Here is a 19,699-nt window from a genome sequence, read left to right as displayed (position 1 = left end):
TTATTTATTATTTTTTTCATGACCTCTACATTCATCCCTCCCCTTTGGGGAGGTCAGGTGGGGCCTATAAAACCATTTTCTCGATCGGGCATACCAAGATGCCTTCTGCACCGGCTGATTTGAGTTCGTCAATGACTTCCCAAAAGGTATCTTTGTTAATGACCGTATGTACCGAGCTCCACCCCTTTTCGGCCAAAGGCAATACCGTGGGGCTACGCATACCGGGCAATATAGCGGTTACCTCCTTTAACTTATCATTGGGCACGTTCATCAACACATAGCGGTTCTGCCGGGCTTGCAGTACTGATTTTAACCTAAAGACGAGCTTGTCGAGTATGGCCGATCGTTCGGCCGAAATCTTGGGTGAGGTCGCCAAAACCGCCTCACTGGCCAGCAACACCTCTACCTCTTTCAGGTTGTTCTTGAACAAAGTGCTACCGCTCGAAACAATATCGCAAATGGCATCGGCAAGACCAATATTAGGTGCGATCTCTACCGAACCGTTAATAACGTGGAGGTCTGCTGTGATGCCCCTTTGGTCAAAAAATTGCTGTACCGTGTTCGGATAGGAGGTCGCTATCTTTTTTCCCTGGAAATATTCAAGGGAAGCATATTTTTCAGATTTCGGAACGGCCAACGAGACCCTACATTTAGAGAACCCCAGTTTTTCGACCACACCAATGGACCCTCCCTTTTCAACCAATAGGTTTTCGCCGATAATGGCGATATCGACCACACCATCAACCAGATATTGCGGAATATCGCTGTTTCTTAGATAAAAGACTTCTAAAGGAAAGTTTCTGGCCGTGGCCTTCAACTGGTCTTTGCCATTATCGATAGCTATGCCACATTCCTTTAAAATGCGCAGGGAGTCTTCGTTTAACCTACCGCTTTTTTGTATCGCTATTCTGATATTCATATTTTACTTTTTCTTTTGACAGCTTTCTGAAAAGCTCCACTTTCGGTTAAAAATCCCCGCCTAGGCGGGAATAAAAAAACCCGTTCGATTGCTCAAACGGGTCTGTTATTTTGATACACACAAAACACGGTCACCTCGCCTGAGCGCAAGTAACTGAATGATGATGTGTATTTTTATTTCTCATTTCGGGTCAAAAATAGAATTAATTTTTTTACAAAAAAATTAAAATTAGTTATTTCCCAAAATCAGGGGTAGTCCATCATCGCCTGAACCTACCACCACTACTTTGGCATTGGGTGATTGGGCCAGCTTTAAAGTGGCCTCGATGCCCTTGTCTTTCAAGATTTTATCAGTCAATGAAGCACTTAAGATTCTATTGGCATCTGCCTTTCCCTGAGCCTCAATACGCTGCCTTTCCGCTTCTTTTTCGGCCTTTTCGAGCCTAAATTCATACTCTAGGGCCTCCTGCTCTTGTTTTAGTTTTCTTTCGATTGCTTCTTTGATGGTTGGTGGAAGCGTTACATCGCGCACCAACACCTCATCCAAAACAATGTATTGGTCGCCCACAATTTTCTGGGTCTCTTCAAAAATCTCTTGTTGAATGGCATCTCGTTTGCTCGAATATAGCTGTTCGGGGGTATAACGACCAACTACACTTCGTGCCGCCGAACGAATAGTGGGCAGAATAATGCGCTCTAAATAGTTTTCCCCAATTTCTTTGTGCAATTTGCCCAAATTTTCAATTTCAGGCTTGTACCAGGCAGAAGCATCTAGCTGGATATCCAATCCGTTTGAGGAAAGCACCTTCATTTTCTCAAAAAGTTCTTGCCTTCGTACCTCGTAAATGTATACCTTGTTCCAAGGCGCCACGAGGTGAAAGCCCTCTTCTAGGGGTGGTTTATCGGTGACCACACCTCCTCCGAAACGTTTCCAAAGAACGCCTGCCTCACCGGCCCCGATGTTGACGGCCGATTTTGAAATCAAAATAATGAGTACAATGATTATAAATACTGTGGGGAGCGCAATTTTAGGTAATTTATCCATAGGGTATCTGTTTAAAGTAATCCGTTATATTTTCTAATGAACCATTCCGCAGCAAGGGTTATGGCCAAGAGCCCCAACAATATGCGAAAATCTATTAAAGATACAATATTTTGACGGCCTTTTTGAATGGGCAAAAAGCGTTGATCACCGATAAGTTTTTGAACCAATTCATCAACTTGGTCAGGGTAGAACACATCACCACCTGTATTTGCAGCAAGTTGGGCCAATTTATGGTCGTTGGTAGAAAGAAACTGTGCTTCAAGGTCGAAATCGAGAATCGTGAACTGACCTGATTCTGATAGTCCACTTCCGGAAACTTCTACGGTAAACGCATAGGTACCGGCATCAAGGTCGCTCAAATCCACTTCGTACCGGTTGCCCTTCAACAAGAGGGGAAAGGTGCGGGAAGCTTGGGTCTCAACATTTCTTACCGTTAAGGTGAGGGAGGCGTTTTTGTCAAAGACGAAGGCCTCATCAAAATAGGAAGCGCTGATAAGTGCTTTCGATTGACCGTCGTATATCGGTTCATAGCGCAGCGTAAGTCTTTTTTTACTGGTATTACTGGTCAAGTTGAGAAGTAACCTGCCCATAAGGGCATCAAAAGACTCAAAAGAACCATTTTGTCGGTAGGTCTCCACACGCCATTTCCAAATATCGTTGCCCAACAGCAACACCTCTTTTCTGGGTTCGGTAATGAGGGTCAATAATGGTGTTGGCAAATCTACCCCTCTAATGCGTTGAAAAAAAAGCGGTTCATGTGGTCGAATGATCAAAAGCTCTCCTAAATCAGTTTTAAGCGGCGGGAGATCCGCGGCGGAAAAATCACTGATATCGAAAAGCGGAAAGGCATCGTTTTTAACAGGGAACACATCTTCTGTCTGCTGAAAGTTTTCTTTGGTATAACTGCCTTGCGCCCCGTTCAAGAAATTCCAGTCGGTTTTTTCCCCTGCAATGGTAAACACTCCTACACCCCTATTTTCAACGTATTCAAATATCTTTGAGAAAGAGTTGTCGGGTTGGTACAAGATAAGTACGTCGTAATCATCCAAGGTCGATGTGCTTACATTCGGCTTTAAGAAAAACACCTGACGTTGTTCATTTGATTCGATGGCCCTTTTCAAGGCCGCCATATCAGGATGCAGCACCTTAGAAATAAGCGCCACCCTTGTTCTTTCATCGACCACTTCGATTGCAGCTTGCTTTACATTGTTGGCCACATTTCGTTCGTTCGGCAGCTCACCCATCGAAACCGTAATCGTTTTATTGCCCACATCTTTGGCCTGTAACAACACGTTCAGGTTATGGCTGTTCACCTCAGGGGTAAATGACACGGTTGCACGATGTACGGTTTGGCCGTCCATCGAAACCCGGACCACCGTGGACTTTGGGCCGCGACCCTCGTACACCAAACTGGCCTCAAGGGGGAATTTATTGTTTAAAAAGGCATATCTATTCAGATTGATCCTTTCAACACGAAAGTCTTCGTACTGGGTGGTGTCACCCACCGCTACAGGAAATATGGTCAGATTATCATCGTATGGCTGGTATTGGTAATCAAAACCCAGGTTTTGGTTTCCATCTGTGATTAGCACCAAAGCGGTGTTTTTTTGGTCATGGGCCTGGGAAATACTTTCAATGGCTTCATGGATATTGGTAAAATTACCGTCAAACCCAATACTGTCGTTGTTTGTTAGAGAGGCGTCAAAAGCGTAGTCGAAAACCTCAAAACGGTTGCCCAAATCGTTCTGCGAACGTAGCATCTCCAAAAAAGAGATTGCGGCATCAGTGCCGTTCAGCAATTGTACCGATCGTGAATTGTCTACGGCCAGTACCAAATTTGGTTTCTCAAGATAGTTTTCTTGTTTGACGAACTTTGGATTTATCAATAGTACCAATACCGTCAGCAATCCCAAAAATCTCAAAAAAAAGAGGCCGCCTTTGAGTTTTGACCATTTTGCTTTGTAGAGATACTGCCAATAGGCCAACCCCAAAGAGATTGCTATTGCCAGTACTATCAACAATATGGTCTGTGTCTGCATATGCTGACCCCTTATAGGCCTAACTGATTACGTGAGCATTCCACCATCAACATTCAATACCTGCCCCGTTATATATGCCGATAAGTCCGAGGCCAAGAACAAACACGCATTAGCCACGTCTTCTGGGGTGCCGCCACGTTTCAACGGAATGGCATCGCGCCAGCCTTGAACCGTTTTTTCATCCAATTTGTCGGTCATTTCTGTTTCGATAAAGCCCGGGGCAATGGCATTGCACCTGATATTTCGAGACCCCAGTTCAAGGGCAATAGATTTGGTAAAACCTATCATCCCGGCCTTTGAGGCCGCATAATTTGCTTGGCCTGCATTGCCTTTTACCCCCACTACACTGCTAATGTTGATAATGGAGCCCTTTCGTTGTTTAAGCATGGTACGCTGTACCGCCTTGGTCATATTGAATACAGATTTGAGGTTGACTTCGATAACGGTGTCAAAATCTTCTTCGCCCATTCGCATCAAAAGGTTGTCTTTTGTAATACCTGCATTGTTTATCAATACGTCTATGCTTCCGAAGTCTTCCAAAACCTGCGCAACCAATTTTTCAGATTCTTCATAACTGGCGGCATTGCTCTTGTACGCCTTCGCCTTTACACCAAGGGCTGTAAGCTCATCCTGAAGTTCAATTGCCGGCCCTTCACTCGAGCTATAGGTAAATGCCACATTGGCCCCGTGTTCGGCAAACACCTTGGCGATACCACGGCCAATACCACGGCTGGCACCGGTTATAATCACGTTTTTTCCTTCAAGTAGTTTCATGTCTTTTGGTTTAATGGATGGTATACCCAAATATAAGTTTTGTAAAACAGAAAGGCACAAAAAAATCCCGATACACTCGGGATTTATAATAGTTTTAACGGTATGTCAAGCCATTACTTCCTTGACCTTTCGACCGATATCTGCGGGAGAATCCACAACATGGATACCACATTCGCGCATAATCTTCTTCTTTGCCTGAGCGGTATCATCACTACCACCCACGATAGCGCCTGCGTGGCCCATGGTTCTACCTGCCGGAGCAGTTTCTCCGGCAATAAATCCAACAATCGGCTTTTTGCTGCCGCTCTCTTTGTACCAATTGGCCGCATCGGCCTCCAATTGCCCACCAATCTCACCAATCATGACAACACATTCGGTCTCGGGGTCGTTTATGAGCATTTCAACCGCCTGTTTGGTGGTGGTACCGATAATGGGATCCCCACCAATGCCTATGGCCGTGGTGATTCCCAAACCTTGGCGTACGACCTGATCGGCCGCTTCGTAGGTAAGGGTTCCTGATTTTGAGACAATGCCGACATTGCCTTTTTTGAAGACAAATCCGGGCATTATACCCACTTTGGCCTCACCCGGGGTGATAACACCCGGACAGTTGGGCCCTACAAGCACACAGTCGAACTTCTTAATATAATCATAGGCCTTGACCATATCGGCAACCGGAATGCCTTCGGTAATGGTGATGATCACCTTGATACCGGCATTGGCCGCTTCCATAATGGCATCGGCAGCAAAGGCTGGCGGCACAAATATGATGGACACATCGGCACCTACCTCTGCAACCGCCTCGGCAACGGTATTGAAGACGGGTTTTCCCAAATGTTCCTGTCCACCTTTGCCCGGGGTCACCCCTCCGACAACATTGGTGCCGTATTCAATCATCTGCTCGGCATGGAATGTACCTTCGCTGCCCGTAAAACCTTGAACGATAATCTTTGAATCTTTGTTTACTAAAACACTCATTTTGTACGTTTAGTTTGCTTGCAAAAATATGGCTTGGAGCTCAAAACCAAGCATCAATTATCAATCTTTTTTAACTTTTCGATGATAGTGGGTATCTGCCGAACACCTGCCAATTGTTTCATCTTTTCACGGGCTTCCTCGGCCGGGCTTCCAAAATAGGTTTTGCCACCTTCCAACGATTTTGCAATACCCGTCTGGGCCAAAATAACGGCGCCCTTACCTATGGTAGCGCCACTGGTGACACCTACTTGTCCCCATAAAATGACCTCATCTTCCACCACCACACAGCCCGCAATGCCAACTTGGGAGGCAATCAGGCATTTTCTGCCGATCACGGTGTCATGGCCCACTTGAATCTGATTATCCAATTTTGAACCTTCTTTTATTGTCGTGCTACCGGTGACACCGCGGTCAATGGTGCACCCAGCACCAATATCAACATGGTCTTCAATCACAACGTTGCCTCCTGACACCAGTTTGTCGAAACCCTCAGGCCGGTTTTTGTAGTAAAAGGCATCGGCGCCCAAGACGGTGCCAGCATGAATCGTAACGTGGTCGCCTATAACGCAATCATCGTAGATGGTAACGTTTGGATGGATGAGACAATGTTTGCCAATTTTTACGTTGTTTCCAATAAAGACATTGGGCTGTACTACCGTACCCTCACCGATTTGTGCAGATTTTGAGATACTTGCACTGGCACTCGTAAACGGATTGAAATATAGGGTCAGCTTATTAAAATCACTGAATGGGTCATCTGAAATGAGTAGGGCCTTTCCTTTGGGGCACTCAACCTTTTTGTTTATAAGTACCACACTGGCCTTGGACTGCAGCGCCTTGTCATAATACTTCGGATGGTCCACAAACACGATGTCTCCCTTCTCGACCACATGTATCTCGTTCAGCCCCAATACCGGAAAATCATCTTCACCGATGTACTCGGAATCAATAATACCCGCAATTTCGCTGAGCATATATGGTCGTGGAAATTTCATGCCCTATTCTTTGGCCCGTTCTAGGTATGAACTGTTCGAAGTATCTACCTTTATTTTATCTCCTTCATTGATGAACAAAGGCACATTGATCCTTGCCCCGGTCTCTACAGTGGCAGGCTTGGTGGCATTGGTTGCTGTATTGCCTTTTACCCCTGGTTCGGTGTGTGTTACTTCGAGGATGACACTGGCGGGCATTTCAACCGAAAGTGGCATATTGTCCTCAGCATTGAAAATAATGGTGACCACTTCGCCCTCTTTCAATAGATCCGGGGCATCCAAATTGCTTTCTTGCAATGCAATCTGGTTGTAGTCATCAGTATTCATAAAATGATAGGTATCACCTTCTGAATACAAAAATTGATACGAACGAGTCTCGACCCTGACATCTTCAATCTTATGCCCAGCAGAAAAAGTATTGTCTATGACCTTTCCTGAAGTGACACTCTTCAATTTTGTACGCACGAAAGCAGGGCCCTTTCCAGGTTTTACGTGCAAAAACTCGACTATTTTATAAATGTCGTTATTGTATCGGATGCACAATCCTTTTCGAATATCTGATGTATTTGCCATTTCTGAAAATTAGTTTGTACTGAAATATCCTTTCATAATACCTCGTTGCGAATCCCTTATAAACTGAAGAATTTCATCTCTCTCGGGGGTAGCCTCCATTTCGGCCTCAATAATTTCGGCCGCTTGTGAGTTGTTGTAATGCTTTTGGTAAAGTATTCTGTAAATGTTCTGTATCTCACGGATTTTCTCTGCCTCGAACCCTCTTCGGCGAAGGCCAACGGAATTAATGCCCACATATGACAATGGCTCACGTGCGGCCTTGACGTAAGGTGGCACATCTTTTCTTACCAATGAACCTCCGGTCACAAAGGCATGCCTGCCGATTGAAACAAATTGATGCACGGCCACCATACCCGCCAACACCACATTATCGCCTATGGTAACATGGCCTGCAAGGGTCGAATTGTTCGAAAATATGCAGCCATCACCTATTAGGCAGTCATGCGCTACGTGGCAATAGGCCATAATCAAACAGTTATTGCCGATTACGGTCTTCATTCTATCTGCAGTGCCCTTGTTGATGGTGGCGCACTCACGAATGGTAGTGTTGTCACCAATGTGCACGGTGGTTTCCTCACCTTGGTACTTTAGATCTTGTGGCGGAGCCGAAATAATGGCTCCGGGAAAAATATTGCAGTTCTTACCGATACGGGCACCTTCCATAATGGTCACATTGGAACCGATCCACGTGCCCTCACCAATGGTGACGTTGTTATGGATGGTCGTGAACGGCTCGATGACCACATTCTTGGCAATTTTTGCCCCGGGATGAACGTATGCAAGGGGTTGGTTCATTTTTTAATTATTTTTTACTTTCACGATTTGGGCCATCAATTCTGCCTCGGTCGCCAATTTACCATTGGCATAGGCATATGCCTGCATGTGGCAAATGCCTCTTCGAATCGGAGAAATCAAATCGCAATCAAATATCAATGTATCTCCTGGAACGACCTGTTGTTTGAACCTGACATTGTTAATCTTTATAAAGTAGGTGAGGTAATTCTCGGGGTCTGGCACCGTACTCAGCACCAAAATACCACCGGTCTGGGCCATGGCCTCTACCTGCAAAACACCCGGCATAACGGGTGCCCCAGGAAAATGCCCCACAAAAAAGGGCTCGTTCATGGTCACATTTTTCACCCCGACAACATGTTTGTCTGTCAATTCCAAAATTTTATCGACCAACAGAAATGGGGGCCGGTGGGGCAACATTTTCATGATTTGTGTAACATCCATCAACGGGGGTTTGTTCAAATCATAGTTCGGTACGTTGTTGCGCTTTTCGATCTTGATTATTTTGGAAAGCTTCTTGGCGAATTGGGTATTTACAAAGTGCCCAGGCTTGTTTGCTATTACCTTACCCCTGATACGCATTCCAACAAGGGCAAGATCGCCCACAACATCCAAAAGTTTGTGCCGAGCTGCCTCATTCGGATAGTGGAGTGTTAAATTATCTAATATACCATTGGGCTTCACCGAAAGTTTCTTCTTGTTGAAGGCCTTCTCCAATTTTTTCATGGTAGACTCAGAAATCTCCTTGTCCACGTAAACAATGGCATTGTTCAGATCTCCACCTTTAATAAGGCCATGCTCCAACAACATTTCAAGTTCATGTAGAAAACTGAACGTTCTGGCATTTGCAATTTCGTTCTTAAAATCACTTATGTGCTCAAGTGTGGCGTTTTGGGTACCCAATACCTTGGTGCCGAAATCGACCATGGTGGTCACCTGATATTCATCTGCCGGAATTACTGTTATTTCACTGCCCGTGGCCTCATCTTTATAAGAGATCACATCTTTGACCACAAACTCTTCACGGTCGGCATCTTGCTCTTCGATTCCTGCCTCCTCCAGTGCTTCCACAAAAAACTTTGCCGAACCGTCCATAATGGGAGGTTCAGGGGCGTCGAGCTCGATCAGCACGTTGTCGATGTCCATGCCTACCAAAGCGGCCAGTACATGCTCTGAGGTCTGTATTTTAACCCCGTTTTTTTCAAGATTGGTGCCTCTCTGTGTATTGACCACGTAATTGGCGTCGGCCTCTATAACGGGCTCCCCTTCAAGGTCTATCCTTTTAAAGGCAAAACCATGATTGGGCTCTGCGGGCAAGAAGGTCATGGTTACATTCTCGCCGGTATGCAACCCGACTCCTTTCAATGAAATCGGTTTCTTAATGGTTTTTTGCTTACTGCTTGTCTGTATCACTGTCACTCCGTTTTTCTAGGTCATTTATTCGATTAATGATTTTCGGTAGGTTCTTGAAGTGTACGTATGATTTGTTGAAGTCTCCGTAGTTTATGGCCGGCGATCCCTGCAATACCTCGTCATCTTTCACATTTCTGCCGATACCGGATTGGGCCTGGACCTTTACCCTATCGCCTATGGTAATGTGCCCCACGATACCCACTTGACCACCGATAAGACAATTTTTTCCAATTTTGGTAGAACCCGCAATACCGGTTTGGGCCGCGATCGCGGTATGTTCGCCAATCTCGACATTATGGGCGATTTGAATCTGATTGTCCAACTTGACCCCTTTTCGAAGAATGGTCGAACCCAGTGTGGCCCTATCTATAGTGGTACCAGCACCAACATCGACATTGTCTTCCAAGATTACGTTGCCGGTCTGCGGTACCTTGCTATATTCACCGTTTTCATCTGGCGTAAACCCAAAACCATCGGCACCTATAATGGCCCCACTGTGTATTACGCAATTGTCACCTATGATGGATTCTGAGTAGATCTTGGCACCGGCAAAAACCATTACGTTGTCGCCAATGCTGACATTGTCACCAATATAGACATTGGGGTAGACCTTTACGTTCTTGCCAATTTTCACATTATCGCCCAGATATGAAAAGGCACCCAGATAAAATCCCTCGCCATATTCAGCTGTTTCTGAGATGTACGATGGGTTTTCGATGCCTACTTTATTATTTTTTACCTGATTGTAATATTCCAATAGTTTTGAGAAGGATTTATAGGCATCATCAACCTTGATAAGGGTGGTCGAAAGCTTTTGTTCTGGCACAAAATCTTTGTTGACAATGGTAATGGAAGCCTTTGTGGAATAGATGTAAGGCGTATACTTCGGATTCGCCAAAAAGGTCAATGATCCCTTTTCGCCCTCCTCAATTTTTGATAGCTTATGGACGGCCGTTTGAGGATTTCCCTCAACTTCTCCCTCCAGTATTCCAGCAATTTGGGTGGCCGTAAATTTCATCGCTGCAAAAGTAAGAAATTTTGTCAAACGCTTTCCTTGGGGAAACAGAGGTAATATTTTGTTGTGGTAAGCGAGAAAGAGCTAGGATTAATGTGGTCAGAGGCTTTTGTCAGGTCGGTCACCTTTCCGCTTTTTTCCAATATGTTTATTTTTTGGTATTCACTATCATAGGCTTGGTTTTTTACCATACCAGCGAACACAAAATAGGACGCTTCTTCAGCACTCAATGAGTAGTTGTATTTGACCCACTCCAATTTTTTGTCCATTTTCTTTTGCGCCACCGGTTTGTTCTTCAGTTTTATCTTCAGCAACCTTCGATCGAGAAGCATCTTACACATCTTGGATAGTACAAAATCGTCGCTATCCTGCCACTTTTTTATGGCCGATAGTACATCTATATCGTCAAGTTTGGCAAATGTATCTAGTACGGTATCATCAAAGTCTTTCAGGGCAATCGTTTCGTACAAAAAGAACTTCAATGGTTCGCTTGCCTCTAGTTGAACTCCCTTTTCGACCAAATGGCGTGCTCTCTTCAATATTTTCACCAACAGCAGTTCGGCCATTAAACTGGTCTTGTGCAGGTATACCTGCCAGTACATGAACCGTCTGGCCATCAAAAATTTTTCGACGGCATAAATGCCTTTTTCTTCCACTACCAGCCCTTCATCCACTACATTGAGCATGGTAATGAGCCGTTCTGAGTTGATGTTGCCCTCGGTTACCCCCGTATAGAAACTGTCGCGTTTTAGATAATCCATACGATCCATATCCAACTGGCTCGAGACCAATTGATTCATGAACTTTCTCGGATACGTCCCCTGAAAAATTTGTAACGCAATGTCTAACCCACCATCATGCTCTTTGTTCAGGTGCCCCATAAAACGTAACGACAGCTGTTCGTGGGCAATGCCATGGACCAATGAATTTTCCAATGCGTGCGAAAAAGGGCCGTGGCCAATGTCGTGCAGTAAAATGGCACATAAAAGTCCGTTCTCTTCATCATCCGAAATAGCAACACCCTTTAACCGCAACACCTCAATGGCCCGCTGCATCAGGTACATACTGCCCAAAGCATGGTGGAACCGCGTATGATGGGCCCCGGGAAACACCAGATACGACATGCCCATCTGCGAAATGCGCCGCAATCGCTGAAAATACGGATGCTCGACCAGACTGAAAATTAGTTCATTCTGAGTGCCAATAAAACCGTAAATTGGATCGTTGAATATGTTGAGCTTGTTGGTCTGGGACAAAAATGTTTCAGTTTTAAGGTTCAAAATTTCAAGTCCGTAAAGATAACCACTATATGAGTAATATTTCCATTCTCTGGGTCGATGATGAGATTGACTTGCTGAAACCCCACATACTCTTCCTTGAAAAGAAAGATTACCGCGTTACCACTTGCAAGAGCGGCCAAGAGGCACTCGAAGAAATTCGCGATACCACGTTCGATATCGTTTTTTTGGATGAGAACATGCCGGGCATTTCTGGTCTGGAAACCTTGAACGAGATCAAACAGATAGATGCCTCATTGCCCGTGGTCATGATCACCAAAAGTGAGGAAGAATATATCATGGACGAAGCCATCGGCTCACAGATAGCCGACTATCTCATAAAACCCGTCAATCCGAACCAGATATTGCTCTCGCTAAAGAAAAGCCTTGACAATTCGCGCTTGGTCTCTGAGCGCACCACCGCCAATTACCAGCAAGAGTTTAGAAAAATTGCGATGGACCTGTCGATGGTCAATTCTTGGGAGGAATGGGCCGATTTGTATAAAAAATTGATCTATTGGGAACTGCGCCTGGAGGATATCGAAGATTCAAGCATGTTCGAAATTCTGGAATCACAGAAAATAGAGGCCAATAGCCAGTTCGGCAAATTCATCGACAAGAACTATGCAAGTTGGTTCGATGGCGATGATGCCCCGGTGATGTCGCACACATTGTTCAAAAAACTGATAAAATCAGAGATAGAAGACACCCCAACCCTCTTGGTGGTAATAGACAACCTTCGGTACGATCAATGGTTGGCCTTTGAAGATGTGCTCACCAATTTCTACCGCAAGAAAAAGGAGGTGCCCTATTTCAGTATTCTGCCAACGGCTACCCAATATGCCAGAAACGCCATTTTTTCGGGACTCACCCCTTTGGATATGGAAAAACGCCATCCCGATTGGTGGAAGAACGATACCGATGAGGGCGGTAAAAATCTTTTTGAGGACAAATTCTTGGGGGCCCAATTAGAACGCCTCGGCATGAACCTCAAGTGGGAATACCATAAAATCAGCAGTTTGAAACAGGGCAAGCAACTTGCGCAAAATTTTAAATCGCAGAAAGACAACGATTTGACGGTCATCGTCTACAATTTTGTTGATATGCTATCGCATGCCAAGACCGAGATGGAGGTAATAAAAGAGCTGGCCTCGAACGACAAGGCGTATCGGTCATTGACCCTGAGCTGGTTTAAGAACTCTCCCCTACTTGACATTGTGCAGCAGGCACAGTTGTTGGGCATGAAACTGATCGTTACCACAGACCATGGCACCATCAATGTAAAACACCCATCAAAGGTCATCGGTGACCGCGAAACCAGTTTAAACCTGCGCTACAAGACGGGCCGTAGCCTTACCTATGAAGAAAAAGATGTGTTGGCCGCCAAAAACCCCCACAGCATTCATTTGCCCAACATCAATTTGAGCAGTTCGTTCATCTTTGCCAAAAACGATTTGTTCTTTGCCTACCCCAACAATTACAACCATTATGTAAGCTACTACCGCAACACCTACCAACATGGTGGGGTTTCGTTGGAAGAAATGATTGTGCCTTTTGTAGTTTTGGAGGCAAAATAGATTCGCTTTGAAAGAACGTTTTGAATTGCAGCGGTTAGAGGAGATTGCGAACACCGTTATTCATACGGCCTCTTCCAAGATCATTTGCCTATATGGCCCCATGGGCGCGGGCAAGACCACCTTGGTCAAGGCCATCATAAAATCATTGGGTGGCATTGATCGTGGCAACAGCCCTACTTTTTCTTTGGTAAACGAGTACCATGATGCCAATGGCCAGGTTTTGGCCTATCATTTCGATTTTTATCGCATTGACCATATTGATGAAGTATTGGACCTAGGGTTTGAAGACTATCTCTATTCCGGTGCTTGGGTCTTTATTGAGTGGCCCGAAAAAGTTGAGGAATTGCTCGATGTCGGTTTTGACCGAATACACTTACAGATTATCGATGAAAACACCCGGGCCATCGAGTTTTTTCCATCTTAAATTTTTGTTAACAAACATTTTCATTATCTTCCCGCTAGTTCCCCAGAATCGATGAAAGGATTGATTTTTTAGATTAAAAGCAAAAAATATCGATAAACGACTTGTTTCGTATAAAAATTTTCCTACATTTGTTTCTGGATGAATTCATTCGATTTATTAACCAAAAAAATGTACGATGAACACTAGAAAAGTATTTTTTGGTCTTTTGGCCGTAGCCTTTTTGGCCATGGCCGCTGTGTCTACAACTGGTATCGACAAAGATACCTTTGGAGATAAGGTTAGCATTGATAAAAAGAAGTTAACCGACGGCAAAATGTAGACATTTGCAAATTTGATTAAAGGCTTCTGAAATTCAGAAGCCTTTTTTTTTTACAATAATTTTTCCTTTTTAAGGTTATGGATAATAATATATATTGTGTAGGCCTTGTTTGAAAGAAAGAAAATAAAGAGAAAGCTGATTGTCGAGGGGTTGATAGCCTTGTTTATAGCCGTAACTCCCTTACTGTTTTACTACTATAAATATATAAGCCCAGATGCTCAAAGTATAAATCTTTTGGGAATAACTTTTGAAAATAATGGATTTTCAAGTGTTCATTATGCTTTTTATTACTATTCATCAAAATTAATACCTCTACTTCTTCTTGTTATTTGGTTTGTAACCTGCAAGCATTGGTGGTACCATGCCATCTTGATACCTATTGCAATGTTTGCATTTCAGTTTTACCAAGGGAGCCTTGTGGAAGATTCGACTAAGATTGACGAAAACGAAATCCTCTATGTAATCGCGGTGACCATGGTCATCGTGCCCATCGTGTATTTTATCAGGGTCAAGCTGGTAGACAAATACGTACATGGCATCGATCTAAAGGCGATGGACACCGAACTGAAGCTGCACAAAGAAAAAGAGGCCATACGCAAAGAGCTCGAAAAGCTGGAAAGGAGAAGAGAGGCCCTTTCAAAAAAATCGTAAATTCGTCCGTACATAACGGGGCCACCCTTTTTGGTGCCCGCAACCAAACATATGGACCAACCTTCGTCTCCTTTTAGCAAACAGCAACTACTGCCACAGGAAGAAACGCTTGAGGTGATCAAGCAAAAGGGTGAGCTATTTATAGGTATTCCCAAAGAGAACCTTTTTCAAGAAAAGCGTATTTGCCTTACCCCCGATGCTGTCAACGCCATTACGGCCCACGGGCACCGGGTCATGATCGAATCCGGGGCCGGTGAAGGCGCTAATTATAGCGATATCGATTACACCAATGCGGGGGCCGAAATTGTTCGCGACACGAAAAAAGTGTTCTCATGCCCCCTTATCTTGAAGGTAGAGCCCCCTACCCTTCATGAAATTGAACTGCTGAATCCGCAGACCACGGTCATATCGGCCCTACAAATCAAGACCCAGTCAAAACAATATTTTGAGGCGATGGCCAAGAAGCGTATCACGGCCATTGCCTTTGAATACATTCGCGACGATGACGGCAAATACCCTGCAGTGCGATCACTGAGTGAAATAGCCGGTATATCCTCTATATTGATCGCTGCGGAACTGATGGCCGCCACCAATAAGGGCAATGGACTCATGTTCGGTAATATCAGTGGGGTTCCACCGGTAGAGGTGGTCATTTTGGGCGCGGGCACTGTCGGTGAATTCGCCGCCCGATCTGCCCTGGGGCTTGGTGCCAACATCAAGGTGTTCGACAACTCGATCACCAAGTTGCGCAATATTCAGACCAGTTTGAACCAAACCGTCTACACGTCTACCATACAACCCAAAAACCTGTTGAAGGCCCTAAAACGCTGCGATGTTGCCATTGGTGCGGTAAGGGGAAAAGACCGATCCCCGACAATCGTGTCGAGTGCCATGGTAGAAAATATGAAAAAAGGTGCCGTGATCATCGATGTCAGTATCGATATGGGGGGCTGCTTTGAAACTTCAGAAATCACCACCCACAATAAACCGGTCATCGAGAAGTTTGGCGTATTGCACTATGGGGTGCCCAACATTCCCGCCCGTTACCCGAGAACCTCATCCATATCCATCAGCAATATCTTTACCCCATACCTGCTAAAACTGGGTGAAGATGGGGGCCTCGAAAACTCTCTTCGGTTTGACAAGGGCCTACGAAACGGGCTGTATATGTACCATGGCATCTTGACCAACAAATCGGTCGGTGATTGGTTCGGATTGAATTTCAGCGACATCAACTTCCTAATCTTTTGAGTTACCTATGGCTTTTTTGAAACGTCTCGGGTGGTATCTGGTAGGCCTTTCCATAGGCTTGGTGTTCTTGGTATTTTTTCTGAAAAAGAAAACCCAAGATACCGGTCTTGAGTTCTGCTATCTACCGAATTGTAGGGTATTGAAAGACCTACGGTCGAAACCGTTCTCTTTGTCAGACAGGGCGCTGGCGCAAATGGAATCACAAGAGCTGGATACCCTGTTGGTAAAATCCTTTTTTAGGGATGGGGATGTGGATTTCAAGAAGAGTGATACCCGTTCAGGGCCTTGTAAGACCTACTACATCTCAAAAAATATCGAGGAAGCATCTTACACATTGGTAGTAATAAGTTGTGAGAAAGAAGCCATTGTACAAAAACTTAGCAAAGAATAGGGATTTAAATCTTTCTTCTTTCTTTTTCCTTTTTCAACAAAGACAGTTCGCGGGTGGTCTGGCCCGCGACCGAGGTATTCTCTTCAGCACGCCTGATCAGATAGGGCATCACGTCCCTTACCGGTCCATAGGGCAGGTATTTTGCAACATTGTACCCGTGGGCCGCCAAATTGTAGGTAATGTGGTCGCTCATGCCATACAGTTGGCCGAACCAGATCCGGTTGTCGTCAACCGCTATGCCATTGGCCTGCATCAAATCTATCAGTCTATAGGTGCTGGCCTCATTATGGGTGCCGGCAAAAATCGAAAAGGTATCAAGGTGCTCGACCATAAAATCAATGGCAGCATCAAAATTCTCATCTGTGGCCTGCTTTGATTCACAGATCGGACTTTTATAACCCATCTCTTCTGCCCGGTCGTTCTCTTTTTCCATATAGGCGCCCCGAACCACTTTTATACCCACCTTGAATCCTTCGTCCGTGGCAAGGGATTTCAGTTTTTTCAGATAATCCAGCCGGTCCCAGCGGTACATTTGGGCGGTATTGAACACCACGGGGCGTTCGCGGTTGTACTTGCGCATCATCTGCAGGACAATGTCGTCGGCAGCATCCTGCATCCAGCTTTCCTCGGCATCGATCAACAGTGCCACTTCCATGTCATGGGCTTTTTGGCAAATACAGTCGTAACGTTGTACGATACGATTCCATTCTTCCTGCTCTTTTTCATCCAATTGGCTACCGGCACTGACCTTTTCATAAATCTTAAAACGGCCCATGCCGGTTGGTTTGAAAACCGCAAAGGGAATAGCATCCTTTTCCTTTACAAAGTCAAGCACCTCCATTGTCTTTTTCAGGGCAAAGTCGAACTGATCTTCTTTTTCCTTCCCTTCAACGGAGTAATCCAGTATTGCCCGCACCCCCTTTTCGAACATCCTATCGATAACGGGCATGCAATCTTCTTCATTGACCCCTCCGCAAAAATGATCAAATACCGTGGCCCTGATCAACCCTTCAACAGGCAGATGGGCCTTTACGGCAAAATTGGTGACGGCCGTACCAATACGCACCAAGGGTTCGTTGGCTATCAATTTGAAAAGAAAGTAGGCGCGTTCAAGTTCAGAATCGCTTTTGAGCTCAAAAGCGATTGCAGTATCCTCAAAATTGGGCCTCATTTTTATGAATTTTACAACGGATCAAATATAAGGAGTACTTCTTTGCGAAAATCATCAAAAATAATCTTTATTTAGTGCTCTCGATTGAACCCTATACAGAAAACAAATGGCCGATAACGGTGTCTATTTCAATGAGCTGGGGCGTGCCGCCCTTAACCTTCACCTATCAAAGAACAATTATTCAAAAATCTTTGTACTCGTTGATGAGAATACAAAAACACACTGTCTCCCACTTTTTGAGCCCATGTTCGAAAAGAACGAAATCGATGCAGTGTTTACCATTAAACCGGGTGAGGAATACAAGAACATAGAGACGTGCACCACCCTTTGGAATGGTCTATCAAACCATGGGGGCGACCGGAAGAGCCTGTTGATCAACCTTGGAGGCGGAGTAATCACCGATTTGGGCGGGTTCGTTGCCTCGACTTTTAAAAGGGGCATTGATTTTATAAATGTGCCCACTACCCTTCTGGCCATGGTCGATGCCTCGATTGGCGGTAAGACCGGAGTGGACCTTGGGGTGCTCAAAAACCAGGTAGGGGTCATCAACCAACCCCAAATGATTCTCGTTTTTCCTGACTTTCTAGACACCTTGAACAGTCGACAAACACGCAGCGGCTTTGCTGAAATGTTGAAGCACGGTCTCATCAAGGACCACAACTATTGGAGTGTTCTTAAAGACAGTGGCCTCGACGCCGTCAAAGAACATATTGAAAGGTCAGTGGCCTTAAAAAGTGAAGTTGTACAGGCCGACCCCACCGAGAAAGGCATACGGAAAATCTTGAATTTTGGCCACACAGTGGGCCATGCCATAGAGTCGTATTTTTTGGAACATCCTGATAGAAAAACCCTGTTGCATGGCGAGGCCATTGCCGTGGGCATGGTCATAGAGGCCTACTTTTCGCATGTGCTTACGGGCCTTTCAAAATTCGAGCTCCATGAAATTAAGCAAACCTTTGGACAGTACTTTGAACAGGTCGAGTTCAACGACACCGATATCGAAATAATATTGGACTTGCTGAAGCACGATAAAAAAAATTCGCACGGAAACATCAATTATGTACTCTTGAAGAGCATTGGAAAGGCGGTGGCAGATGTCAAAGTTCCCGCCTCTTTGTTCGATGAAGCATTCGCTTACTACAAAGAACCCTGACTACATATACTTTTTTGTTTATTTGACAACTCTTTGGATCGCTGGGTTGCAAAAATTCATAGCTTAGGTGTAATAACCACAAAACCAAACTACTATGAATCGCATACTTATCGATTACAGGAAATTGCCCCACGATGTCGCTTCGCTTTTAATTGAACTTTACCCCCACGGATATGGGGACGAAGACTTGATCGTTCTAAAAAAGCCGAATGGTGAAATTATTGAGGCGGTAGAGGTCAAGACCAACGATACCATTTACTTGGTAAAAATCAGCAAAAGCCTTGCAAACTTTATATCGAACTTTGAGGAAACCATTGAAAAGGAATTGGGAAACCAAGAATCAGAACCCATTTCAAACAGTGAACTAGAGACAGAAAAAGGCTTGGAGCCTGAAGTGTAGATCGGTACTTTCTTCAGGCGATTACAAATACCTTTCTTCCAATATCTTCTGGTGGTGCATCTGATGCCCACAAATAACAAATCCCAAGGCCCTGACACTCATGGGCGAACCACTGGCCAAGCCCTTTCTCAACAAGGCTTCGGGTTCAAAAGAACCAAACAACGAAATCGTAGCATTTCGCACCGTTTCATATTCCCAAATAATCGAGTCTTTGGTCCGCTTCCCGGCATTTGACTCCGGCACATAGCAATCCTGATCGAATCCCTGCAAGGGAGTCGCGTCGTTCCGTGCAAAACGGAGGGCACGATATTGAAATACCCTTTCGGCATCAATGATATGAAGGACCAATTCGGCTACCGACCATTTGTTTTCGGCATATCGATATGGGTATTTTTCTATGGGAATGGCCTGTAGAAAATCAACAAACCGTTTTTTACCCTGGCCAAGGGTATCATTCAAAGGCGCGTTCTGAACCAACTTCACATAGGTACCATAAAAGGGATGGTATTCATCGGCCTTCAAATTATTTGGCAACACCATGATCTG

At 44.8% G+C, this 19,699-nt stretch carries 21 protein-coding genes; 8 read left to right on the top strand and 13 right to left on the bottom strand.

The genetic code is table 11. The features are described 5' to 3' along the window. Positions 1-64: 64 nt before the first annotated feature. The 11 genes from hisG to VC82_RS13580 form a co-directional block, all read right to left on the bottom strand. A complete protein-coding gene (gene hisG / locus VC82_RS13630) occupies positions 65-919 on the bottom strand; it encodes an ATP phosphoribosyltransferase (RefSeq protein ID WP_045802862.1) in 855 nt (284 codons plus the stop codon). Between the two features lie 228 nt (positions 920-1,147). Beyond that, complete coding sequence (locus VC82_RS13625) at positions 1,148-1,963, bottom strand: prohibitin family protein (RefSeq protein ID WP_045802861.1); 816 nt, start codon at positions 1,961-1,963, stop codon at positions 1,148-1,150. A gap of 11 nt (positions 1,964-1,974) precedes the next feature. After that, on the bottom strand, positions 1,975-4,002 hold the full coding sequence (locus tag VC82_RS13620) for a vWA domain-containing protein (protein ID WP_045802860.1): 2,028 nt from the start codon (positions 4,000-4,002) through the stop codon (positions 1,975-1,977). A gap of 27 nt (positions 4,003-4,029) precedes the next feature. After that, positions 4,030-4,776, bottom strand: coding sequence for a 3-oxoacyl-[acyl-carrier-protein] reductase (gene fabG / locus VC82_RS13615; RefSeq protein WP_045802859.1), 747 nt, complete (start codon positions 4,774-4,776; stop codon positions 4,030-4,032). A gap of 105 nt (positions 4,777-4,881) precedes the next feature. Further along, positions 4,882-5,754 (bottom strand): succinate--CoA ligase subunit alpha, encoded by an 873-nt coding sequence (gene sucD / locus VC82_RS13610; RefSeq protein ID WP_045802858.1) that lies wholly within the window; start codon positions 5,752-5,754, stop codon positions 4,882-4,884. 53 nt (positions 5,755-5,807) lie between these two features. Further along, a complete protein-coding gene (locus VC82_RS13605) occupies positions 5,808-6,749 on the bottom strand; it encodes a UDP-3-O-(3-hydroxymyristoyl)glucosamine N-acyltransferase (RefSeq protein ID WP_045802857.1) in 942 nt (313 codons plus the stop codon). A gap of 3 nt (positions 6,750-6,752) precedes the next feature. Next, the gene (efp, locus tag VC82_RS13600) at positions 6,753-7,319 is read right to left on the bottom strand and encodes an elongation factor P (protein ID WP_045802856.1); all 567 of its coding nucleotides are present in this window, start codon (positions 7,317-7,319) and stop codon (positions 6,753-6,755) included. A gap of 9 nt (positions 7,320-7,328) precedes the next feature. Further along, positions 7,329-8,114, bottom strand: a complete 786-nt coding sequence (gene lpxA / locus VC82_RS13595; RefSeq protein ID WP_045802855.1) for an acyl-ACP--UDP-N-acetylglucosamine O-acyltransferase — start codon at positions 8,112-8,114, stop codon at positions 7,329-7,331. A gap of 3 nt (positions 8,115-8,117) precedes the next feature. Beyond that, positions 8,118-9,530 (bottom strand): bifunctional UDP-3-O-[3-hydroxymyristoyl] N-acetylglucosamine deacetylase/3-hydroxyacyl-ACP dehydratase, encoded by a 1,413-nt coding sequence (locus VC82_RS13590; RefSeq protein WP_045802854.1) that lies wholly within the window; start codon positions 9,528-9,530, stop codon positions 8,118-8,120. Beyond that, complete coding sequence (lpxD, locus tag VC82_RS13585) at positions 9,505-10,542, bottom strand: UDP-3-O-(3-hydroxymyristoyl)glucosamine N-acyltransferase (protein WP_045802853.1); 1,038 nt, start codon at positions 10,540-10,542, stop codon at positions 9,505-9,507. The genes VC82_RS13590 and lpxD overlap by 26 nt, the downstream gene beginning before the upstream one ends. 23 nt (positions 10,543-10,565) lie before the next feature. Then, the gene (locus VC82_RS13580; RefSeq protein ID WP_045802852.1) at positions 10,566-11,795 is read right to left on the bottom strand and encodes an HD domain-containing protein; all 1,230 of its coding nucleotides are present in this window, start codon (positions 11,793-11,795) and stop codon (positions 10,566-10,568) included. Positions 11,796-11,848: 53 nt separating this feature from the next. On the opposite strand from VC82_RS13580, the gene porX reads away from it, so the two are divergent. The 6 genes from porX (at position 11,849) to VC82_RS13555 (ending at position 16,429) form a co-directional block, all read left to right on the top strand. Beyond that, positions 11,849-13,393, top strand: coding sequence for a T9SS response regulator signal transducer PorX (gene porX / locus VC82_RS13575; protein WP_045802851.1), 1,545 nt, complete (start codon positions 11,849-11,851; stop codon positions 13,391-13,393). A 7-nt stretch (positions 13,394-13,400) separates the two neighbouring features. Continuing rightward, the gene (gene tsaE, locus VC82_RS13570) at positions 13,401-13,817 is read left to right on the top strand and encodes a tRNA (adenosine(37)-N6)-threonylcarbamoyltransferase complex ATPase subunit type 1 TsaE (protein WP_045802850.1); all 417 of its coding nucleotides are present in this window, start codon (positions 13,401-13,403) and stop codon (positions 13,815-13,817) included. Positions 13,818-13,992: 175 nt separating this feature from the next. Continuing rightward, positions 13,993-14,136: a hypothetical protein gene (locus VC82_RS15685; protein WP_170218326.1), complete on the top strand. Its 144-nt coding sequence runs from the start codon at positions 13,993-13,995 to the stop codon at positions 14,134-14,136. Between the two features lie 384 nt (positions 14,137-14,520). Continuing rightward, positions 14,521-14,787 (top strand): hypothetical protein, encoded by a 267-nt coding sequence (locus VC82_RS15830; protein ID WP_245615911.1) that lies wholly within the window; start codon positions 14,521-14,523, stop codon positions 14,785-14,787. A gap of 51 nt (positions 14,788-14,838) precedes the next feature. Beyond that, entirely contained in the window at positions 14,839-16,038 is a 1,200-nt protein-coding gene (locus VC82_RS13560) for an alanine dehydrogenase (RefSeq protein WP_045802848.1), read from the top strand. 7 nt (positions 16,039-16,045) lie between these two features. After that, positions 16,046-16,429, top strand: coding sequence for a hypothetical protein (locus VC82_RS13555; RefSeq protein ID WP_045802847.1), 384 nt, complete (start codon positions 16,046-16,048; stop codon positions 16,427-16,429). Between the two features lie 4 nt (positions 16,430-16,433). On the opposite strand, the gene VC82_RS13550 is transcribed toward VC82_RS13555, so the two are convergent. Then, the gene (locus tag VC82_RS13550; protein ID WP_045802846.1) at positions 16,434-17,600 is read right to left on the bottom strand and encodes a proline dehydrogenase family protein; all 1,167 of its coding nucleotides are present in this window, start codon (positions 17,598-17,600) and stop codon (positions 16,434-16,436) included. A 106-nt stretch (positions 17,601-17,706) separates the two neighbouring features. On the opposite strand from VC82_RS13550, the gene aroB reads away from it, so the two are divergent. Both aroB and VC82_RS13540 read left to right on the top strand, forming a co-directional pair. After that, entirely contained in the window at positions 17,707-18,753 is a 1,047-nt protein-coding gene (gene aroB, locus VC82_RS13545; RefSeq protein ID WP_045802845.1) for a 3-dehydroquinate synthase, read from the top strand. 94 nt (positions 18,754-18,847) lie between these two features. After that, positions 18,848-19,153 carry a hypothetical protein gene (locus VC82_RS13540; RefSeq protein ID WP_045802844.1) on the top strand — a complete coding sequence of 102 codons (306 nt, stop codon included), beginning with the start codon at positions 18,848-18,850 and terminating at the stop codon, positions 19,151-19,153. A gap of 21 nt (positions 19,154-19,174) precedes the next feature. On the opposite strand, the gene VC82_RS13535 is transcribed toward VC82_RS13540, so the two are convergent. After that, positions 19,175-19,693 carry a DinB family protein gene (locus tag VC82_RS13535; RefSeq protein ID WP_045802843.1) on the bottom strand — a complete coding sequence of 173 codons (519 nt, stop codon included), beginning with the start codon at positions 19,691-19,693 and terminating at the stop codon, positions 19,175-19,177. Positions 19,694-19,699 lie beyond the last annotated feature (6 nt).

Source organism: Flagellimonas lutaonensis (assembly GCF_000963865.1).
Taxonomy (GTDB): Bacteria; Bacteroidota; Bacteroidia; order Flavobacteriales; family Flavobacteriaceae; genus Flagellimonas_A; species Flagellimonas_A lutaonensis.
This window is presented reverse-complemented; position numbering and strand designations above follow the sequence as displayed.

Coding starts and splice junctions, on each gene's coding strand:
- lpxA (WP_045802855.1), bottom strand. CDS start 8,114: ATGAACCAACCCCTTGCATACGTTCATCCCGGGGCAAAAATTGCCAAG.
- VC82_RS15685 (WP_170218326.1), top strand. CDS start 13,993: ATGAACACTAGAAAAGTATTTTTTGGTCTTTTGGCCGTAGCCTTTTTG.
- lpxD (WP_045802853.1), bottom strand. CDS start 10,542: ATGAAATTTACGGCCACCCAAATTGCTGGAATACTGGAGGGAGAAGTT.
- sucD (WP_045802858.1), bottom strand. CDS start 5,754: ATGAGTGTTTTAGTAAACAAAGATTCAAAGATTATCGTTCAAGGTTTT.
- VC82_RS15830 (WP_245615911.1), top strand. CDS start 14,521: ATGTTTGCATTTCAGTTTTACCAAGGGAGCCTTGTGGAAGATTCGACT.
- fabG (WP_045802859.1), bottom strand. CDS start 4,776: ATGAAACTACTTGAAGGAAAAAACGTGATTATAACCGGTGCCAGCCGT.
- VC82_RS13550 (WP_045802846.1), bottom strand. CDS start 17,600: ATGAGGCCCAATTTTGAGGATACTGCAATCGCTTTTGAGCTCAAAAGC.
- VC82_RS13605 (WP_045802857.1), bottom strand. CDS start 6,749: ATGAAATTTCCACGACCATATATGCTCAGCGAAATTGCGGGTATTATT.
- aroB (WP_045802845.1), top strand. CDS start 17,707: ATGGCCGATAACGGTGTCTATTTCAATGAGCTGGGGCGTGCCGCCCTT.
- porX (WP_045802851.1), top strand. CDS start 11,849: ATGAGTAATATTTCCATTCTCTGGGTCGATGATGAGATTGACTTGCTG.
- VC82_RS13560 (WP_045802848.1), top strand. CDS start 14,839: ATGGACCAACCTTCGTCTCCTTTTAGCAAACAGCAACTACTGCCACAG.
- hisG (WP_045802862.1), bottom strand. CDS start 919: ATGAATATCAGAATAGCGATACAAAAAAGCGGTAGGTTAAACGAAGAC.
- VC82_RS13540 (WP_045802844.1), top strand. CDS start 18,848: ATGAATCGCATACTTATCGATTACAGGAAATTGCCCCACGATGTCGCT.
- efp (WP_045802856.1), bottom strand. CDS start 7,319: ATGGCAAATACATCAGATATTCGAAAAGGATTGTGCATCCGATACAAT.
- VC82_RS13535 (WP_045802843.1), bottom strand. CDS start 19,693: ATGGTGTTGCCAAATAATTTGAAGGCCGATGAATACCATCCCTTTTAT.
- VC82_RS13625 (WP_045802861.1), bottom strand. CDS start 1,963: ATGGATAAATTACCTAAAATTGCGCTCCCCACAGTATTTATAATCATT.
- VC82_RS13620 (WP_045802860.1), bottom strand. CDS start 4,002: ATGCAGACACAGACCATATTGTTGATAGTACTGGCAATAGCAATCTCT.
- VC82_RS13555 (WP_045802847.1), top strand. CDS start 16,046: ATGGCTTTTTTGAAACGTCTCGGGTGGTATCTGGTAGGCCTTTCCATA.